This is a genomic window from Pseudoroseomonas cervicalis ATCC 49957 (assembly GCF_000164635.1).
Taxonomy (GTDB): Bacteria; Pseudomonadota; Alphaproteobacteria; order Acetobacterales; family Acetobacteraceae; genus Pseudoroseomonas; species Pseudoroseomonas cervicalis.
Genome location: NZ_GG770783.1, coordinates 33,478 through 39,631, shown reverse-complemented (window position 1 = coordinate 39,631; position 6,154 = coordinate 33,478). Strand labels below are relative to the sequence as shown.

General features: G+C 71.7%; 5 protein-coding genes. 4 read left to right on the top strand and 1 reads right to left on the bottom strand.

All coding sequences use genetic code 11. The features are described 5' to 3' along the window. Nucleotides 1-217: 217 nt before the first annotated feature. Both HMPREF0731_RS17500 and HMPREF0731_RS17495 read left to right on the top strand, forming a co-directional pair. Complete coding sequence (locus HMPREF0731_RS17500; RefSeq protein WP_007005517.1) at nt 218-1,801, top strand: ABC transporter substrate-binding protein; 1,584 nt, start codon at nt 218-220, stop codon at nt 1,799-1,801. Nucleotides 1,802-1,880: 79 nt separating this feature from the next. Then, complete coding sequence (locus tag HMPREF0731_RS17495; protein ID WP_007005516.1) at nt 1,881-3,044, top strand: M20 aminoacylase family protein; 1,164 nt, start codon at nt 1,881-1,883, stop codon at nt 3,042-3,044. A gap of 66 nt (nt 3,045-3,110) precedes the next feature. On the opposite strand, the gene HMPREF0731_RS17490 is transcribed toward HMPREF0731_RS17495, so the two are convergent. Beyond that, on the bottom strand, nt 3,111-4,202 hold the full coding sequence (locus HMPREF0731_RS17490; RefSeq protein WP_007005515.1) for an extracellular catalytic domain type 1 short-chain-length polyhydroxyalkanoate depolymerase: 1,092 nt from the start codon (nt 4,200-4,202) through the stop codon (nt 3,111-3,113). Between the two features lie 212 nt (nt 4,203-4,414). On the opposite strand from HMPREF0731_RS17490, the gene HMPREF0731_RS17485 reads away from it, so the two are divergent. Continuing rightward, a complete protein-coding gene (locus tag HMPREF0731_RS17485) occupies nt 4,415-5,206 on the top strand; it encodes an SDR family NAD(P)-dependent oxidoreductase (protein WP_007005514.1) in 792 nt (263 codons plus the stop codon). Continuing rightward, a complete protein-coding gene (locus HMPREF0731_RS17480) occupies nt 5,203-6,108 on the top strand; it encodes a polysaccharide deacetylase family protein (RefSeq protein ID WP_007005513.1) in 906 nt (301 codons plus the stop codon). The genes HMPREF0731_RS17485 and HMPREF0731_RS17480 overlap by 4 nt, the downstream gene beginning before the upstream one ends. Nucleotides 6,109-6,154: the final 46 nt, after the last annotated feature.

Sequence of the window (6,154 nt, the reverse complement as noted above, 5' to 3'; positions counted from 1 at the left end):
CGGGGGCGCGGGTTTCGGGGGCGGCGGGCGGCTGGGCGTCGGCGGCGGCTTGCATGCGGCGACTCTGCTGCGCTGCGGGCCGCGGTCAAGCCAAACCCGCGGCAGAAGCGTGGCCCTGGCGTCTTGCCGCCGCCGCCGCCCCGGTGTTTGCTGCCGTGAAGGGGCGCGGACAGACGCCCCGCGCCAGTCCTGGTTCCCTCCGAGGAGACAGGCCCCGATGCTTCGCCGTTCCTTCCTGGCCGGCACCGCCGCCGCCACGATGCTGCCCCGCCCCTCCCTGGCGCAGCAAGCCGCCGCGCGCGTGCTGAAATACGTGCCGCAGACCGACCTCACCGTGACCGATCCGGTGATGACCACGGCCTACATCACCCGCACCCATGGGCTGATGATCTGGGACCAGCTCTACGCGCTGGATTCCGACCTGCGCGCCCAGCCGCAGATGGTCGAGGGCCACACGGTCGAGGAGGATGGCAGGCGCTGGACCTTCCGCCTGCGCGAGGGGCTGGTCTTCCACGATGGCGAGCCGGTGCGCGGGCGCGACTGCATCGCCTCGATCCGCCGCTGGGCGCAGCGCGACGCGCTGGGCCAGGCGCTGCTGGCCCGCCTCGACGAGATGAGCGCGCCGGATGACCGCAGCTTCGTCATCCGCCTCAAGCGCCCCTATGGCGCCATGCTGGACACCCTGGCCAAGATCGGCCCCTCCGCCCTGTTCATCATGCCCGAGCGCCTGGCGGCCACCGAGGCGACGCGGCCGATCCCCGAGATCATCGGCTCCGGCCCCTTCCGCTGGAAGGCGGATGAGCGGGTGGTTGGCGCCCGCGCGGTCTATGAGAGGTTCGACCGCTACCGCCCGCGCGAGGGCGGCCGCGTCTCCTGGGCCTCGGGCCCGAAGCAGGTGCAGTTCGACCGCGTCGAATGGCATGTCATGCCCGATCCGGCGACCGCCGCCGCGGCGCTGACCAATGGCGAGGTCGATTGGTGGGAGAACCCGCCCAACGACCTGCTGCCGGTGCTGGAGCGCAGCCGCAACGTCGCGACCCAGCTGGCCACCCCGCTCGGCACCATCGGCACCGGCATCTTCAACCACCTGCACGCCCCCTTCGACAAGGCGGCGGTGCGGCGGGTGGTGATGGAGGCGATGTCGCAGGAGGATTGCATGATGGCGGCGGCGGGCACCGACCCGCAGCTCCGCCGCACCGGCGTCGGCATCTTCACCCCCGGCACGCCGATGGCGAGCGAGGCCGATCTCGGCCCCATCACCGCCAAGCGCGACATGGAGACGCTGAAGCGCGCCCTGGTCGAGGCCGGCTACAAGGGCGAGCGCGTGGTGCTGATGATCCCGACCGACCAGGCGGCGCTGGCCGGCATCGGCGAGGTCTGCCTCGACACGTTGCGCCGGCTGGGGATGAATGTGGAGCCGGCGGTGTCCGACTGGGGCACGCTGGTGCAGCGCCGCGCCAGCAAGGCGCCGCCCGACCAGGGCGGCTGGAACATCTTCAACACCACCTGGTCCGGGCTGGACATGATCAACCCGGTGGTCACCCAGGTGCTGCGCTGCAATGGCGAGCGCGGCTTCTTCGGCTGGCCCGACATCCCCCGCATCGAGGAACTGCGCGACGCCTGGCTGGACGCGCCCGACGTGGCGGCCCAGCAGCGCATCGCCGCCGAGCTGCAGAAGGTGGCGATGCAGGAAGTGCCCTTCATCCCGACCGGCCAGTATTTCTACAAGACCGCCTATCGCCGCAACCTGACCCAGGTGCCGGAGGGCATGTTCGTCTTCTGGGGTATCCGCCGCGCCTGAACCGCCCTTTACTGCCTGACCAAGAAAGCGAGGGGGGCAGGCCCGGCCTGCCCCCGCCCGACTGGAGAATGCGAGACCGATGAGTGCCCTCGACCATATCCGCCGCTACCATGACGAGCTGACGGCGCTGCGCCAGGACCTGCACGCCAACCCCGAGCTGGGGCTGGAGGAGCACCGCACCGCCGCCATCGTCGCCGAGAAGCTGGAAAGCTGGGGCATCGAGGTGCATCGCGGCATCGGCCGCACCGGTGTCGTGGGTGTGGTGCGCGGCCGGCCGGGCAACCGCGCCGTCGGCCTGCGCGCCGATATGGACGCGCTGCCGATGCAGGAGATGACGGGGCTTCCTTACGCCTCCACCGTCTCCGGCAAGATGCATGCCTGCGGCCATGACGGCCACACCGCCATGCTGCTCGGCGCCGCCCGCTGCCTGGCCGAGACCCGCGATTTCGACGGCACCGTGAACCTGATCTTCCAGCCCGGCGAGGAAGGCGTCGGCGGCGCCCTGGCCATGCTGGAGGACGGGCTGCTCGAGCGCTTCCCCTGCGACACGCTGTTCGGCATGCACAACGCGACCGGCCTCGATGTCGGGGAATACGCCATCGGCGCGGGGCCCTTCATGGCCGGCGGGGCCTTCTTCGACATCACCGTCCACGGCAAGGGCTCGCATGGCGCGCGGCCGGAAGTCAGCATCGACCCGGTGCTGACCGCCTGCCACATCGCCGCCGCGCTGCAATCCATCGTCTCGCGCAACATCTCCCCGCGCGAGACGGCGGTGATCAGCGTCACCAAGGTCAGCGGCGGCGACGCCTACAACGTCATCCCGCAAAGCGCGACCCTCTCCGGCACCGCCCGCTTCTTCAGCAAGGAGGTGGCGCGGCAGATCGAGGAAGGGCTGAAGCGCGTGGCCGAAGGCATCGCCGCCGGCTTCGGCGCCACGGCGGAGCTGGATTTCCGCCTGATCTTCGCGCCCACCATCAACGATCCCGGCGCCACCACCGCGCTGGCCGATGCCGCCGCCGAACTGGTCGGCGAGGCGAAGGTGAACCGCAACCGCGAGCCGGTCATGGGCTCCGAGGATTTCTCCTTCATGCTGGAGAAGGTGCCCGGCGCCTACATCCATGTCGGCAACGGGCCGGGCGCCGCGGCGCACAACCCGCACTACAACTTCAACGACGAGGCCATCCCCTACGGCGCGGCGCTGTACGTGCAGGCGGCGCGCAAGGCGCTGGGGACCAAGGAATAAATAAAAGATCCAGGGGCGCTGCCCCTGGACCCCGCCGGGGGGACAGGGTCCCCCCGGACCCCGCCATCAGCGGCGCAGGCCAGCGGCGCGCAGCGCCCGGTCCAGCAGATGCGACGGGTCCAGCCGCCAGGGGGAGACCTCACGGGCCTCGCCCGCCATGTTCACCTCGAAGGCGCGGTCGCGCGGCGCCTCCATGCCCCAGAACTCCAGGATCGCATGGGTGGAGGACAGGCCGACATCCAGCAGATGCGGCCCCGCCTCGCCCAGCCGCGCCACGTCCAGCGGCACGCCATGCGCCAGCTTGGGCACCGCATGCGCCTCCAGCGCCAGACGCCCGGCCGCGTCGCGCCAGCGGCGGCGGGTGAAGCCATCCTCCTGCGCCAGCTCGTCCGGCCGCGTCGGGTCCAGCCCGTGCAGCGCCGCCCATTGCTTCACCAGCTCATCGGCATTGCCCGGGGCCACGGTCTCATCCGCCAGCCCCTGCCAGACCGACAGGCGCGGCCAGGCCCCGCGATGCGGCGAGGCCGCCCGCACCGCCGCCGCCCGCTCCTCCGCCGGCCGCAGCGCCGGGTGGAACATGGCATCCAGCGCTTGGCCCGCGCTGCGCGCGGCGCCATAAGGCAGCCCGGCCAGCACCGCGCCGCCGGCGAACACCTCCGGATAGGTGGCCAGCATGGCCACGGTCATCGCGCCCCCCGCCGACAGGCCACTGATAAACACCCGCCGCCGGTCCAGCCCGTGGCGCTGCAGCATCGCCTCCACCCCCTGCTGGATCGAGGCGACCTCGCCCGCGCCGCGCGACACATCCGCCGGCTCGAACCAGTTGAAGCAGAGATGGCTGTTGTTCTCCCGCCGCTGCTCCGGCAGCAGCAGCGCGAAGCCGAGCCGCTCGGCCATGACGGACCAGCCGCAGCCGCGTTCATACCCCGCCGCGTCCTGGGTGCAGCCATGCAGCGCCACCACCAGCGGCGCGCCGGGCGGCAGCCCCTCCGGGCGATATTCCAGCATGCGCAGGGCACCAGGATTGCTGCCGAAATCGGTGAGTTCGGTCAGATGCGCGGGCAGCGGCGGCAGCTCCGCCGCCTCCCCGCCCATCAGCCGCGACCAGCGCTGGCGCAGCCGGATCATTTCGTCCAGCCCGTGCAGGATATCAGCCAAGGCAGGCCCCTTCCGTACTTCGGCGCCATCTCATGTTGCGCCGCAGCATCATAACGTGCGGAGGAGGCGAAGGTCACAGCCGAATCCGGGTGGCGGCGCCGCGCCCCACGCAGGGGCGGAGCAGATGGAGGAAACGTAACCCGGGGGGGAGGGTTTGCAGCCCCCGCGCGGGCGGCTAGCAGGGAAGCCGGCTTCGGCAGGAGGAACAGGCCATGGATATCGCTCAGCAGATGCGCGGCAAGCGCGTGGTGGTCACCGGCGCCTGTGGCGTGATCGGCCGCTGGATCGTGCAGAGCCTAGCCGGGGCCGGCGCCATCCTCTGCCTGACCGATGCCAACGCCACGGCGCTGCAGGCCCTCGCGGCGGAGACCGCGCTGGGCGAGGGCGGCTTCGCCCAGCCCGCCGATCTGCGCGACACGGCGGCGATCGAGGCGCTGGCGGCCGAGATCGGCGCGCGCTGGGGCGCCGCCGATGTGCTGGTCAACAATGCCGGCATCTACCCGAGCGGCTTCCTGCTCGACATCGACGCGGCCGAGTGGGACCGCATCATGGACATCAATCTGCGCGCGCCCTTCATCCTGACCCGCGCCCTGGCGCGGCAGATGGTCGAGAAGGGGGTGAAGGGCAATGTCGTCAACATCTCCTCCGGCGCCTCGCGCAAGATGCGCCGCTCGGTCGCGCCCTACTGCGTCTCCAAGACGGCGCTGGACCGGCTGACCAAGGGCTTCGCCATCGAGCTGGCCGAATACGGCATCCGGGTGAACGCGCTGGAGCCCGGCTTCGCCCCCGGCAGCAGCGCCAGCCCGCTGACCGACGCGCATGTGGTGACCACCACCGCCAACATCCCGATGGGCCGCGGCACCTCGGCGGAGGACATCGCCAACGCCCTGTTCTACCTGGCCAGCCCGGCCGCCGCCTATGTCACCGGCGCGACGCTCAGCGTCGATGGCGGCAATTCCATCGGCAGCCTGGCGGTCTACCAGGACAAGAAGTCGGCGCTGTGAGCACGCCCCTCTTCGCCCCCCGGCCGGACTATGTCTGGCCGGAGGGCAGGCGCAGCGCCTTCTGCTTCAGCGTCGATGTCGATTCGGATGCGCCCTATCTCTGGGGCCAGCAGCAGCCGGGCGACGCCCGCCGGCTGGGCCAGCTGGAGATCCGCCGCTTCGGCCTGCGCCAGGGCCTGCCGCGCATGCTGGACCTGCTCGACCGCTACGGCGTGCGCGGCAGCTTCTTCGTCCCCGGCGCGGTGGCCGAGGCCAACCCGGAGCTGCTGCCCGCCCTGCTGGCGCGCGGCCATGAGATCGGCCTGCATGGCTGGTTCCATGAGATCGTCGGCCAGAGCAGCGAGGCCGAGTTCGCCGCGGCGCTCGAAGCCTCGATCGCGCTCTTCCAGCGCCAGACCGGCCAGCGCCCGCGCCTCTTCCGTTCCCCCGCCTGGGAGATGACCGGGCCGATGCTGGCCGCGCTGCGCCGCCATGGCCTGGCCGACAGCTCGCTGATGGGCTTCGACCACCCCTATGAGATGGAAGGCGTGGTCGAGGTGCCGGTGCAATGGGCGCTGGACGACGCGATCTTCTACAAGTTTTCCGCCCTGCCGGCCGATCGCGGCGCGCCCTGGCCGCCCGGCCCGGTGCTGGAGAGCTGGCTGGAGGAATGGCAGGCGCTGCACCGCCTCGGCCAGATGATGATGCTGACGGTGCATGACTGGATCTCCGGCCGCGCCCAGCGCCTGGCGCTGCTGGAGAAGCTGCTGGCCCGCATCACCGCCGAGCCCGCCTGCTGGGTGGCGACGGCCGGGGAGATCGCCGCCTGGCACGCCGCCTCGGCCAATGCCGGGCGCTTCGCCATGGCGGAGGAGATCCCGCCCCCGGTCGGGCCGCGCCGATTCGGCCGCGAGGCGGGCTGAAGCGCGGGCCTGGCCGGCCGGCCCCCCGCCCAGGCGGAAGCCTGAC

Excerpts from the sequence above, each read along its gene's own strand:
- HMPREF0731_RS17500 (WP_007005517.1), top strand. The coding sequence starts at position 218 with ATGCTTCGCCGTTCCTTCCTGGCCGGCACCGCCGCCGCCACGATGCTG.
- HMPREF0731_RS17495 (WP_007005516.1), top strand. The coding sequence starts at position 1,881 with ATGAGTGCCCTCGACCATATCCGCCGCTACCATGACGAGCTGACGGCG.
- HMPREF0731_RS17485 (WP_007005514.1), top strand. The coding sequence starts at position 4,415 with ATGGATATCGCTCAGCAGATGCGCGGCAAGCGCGTGGTGGTCACCGGC.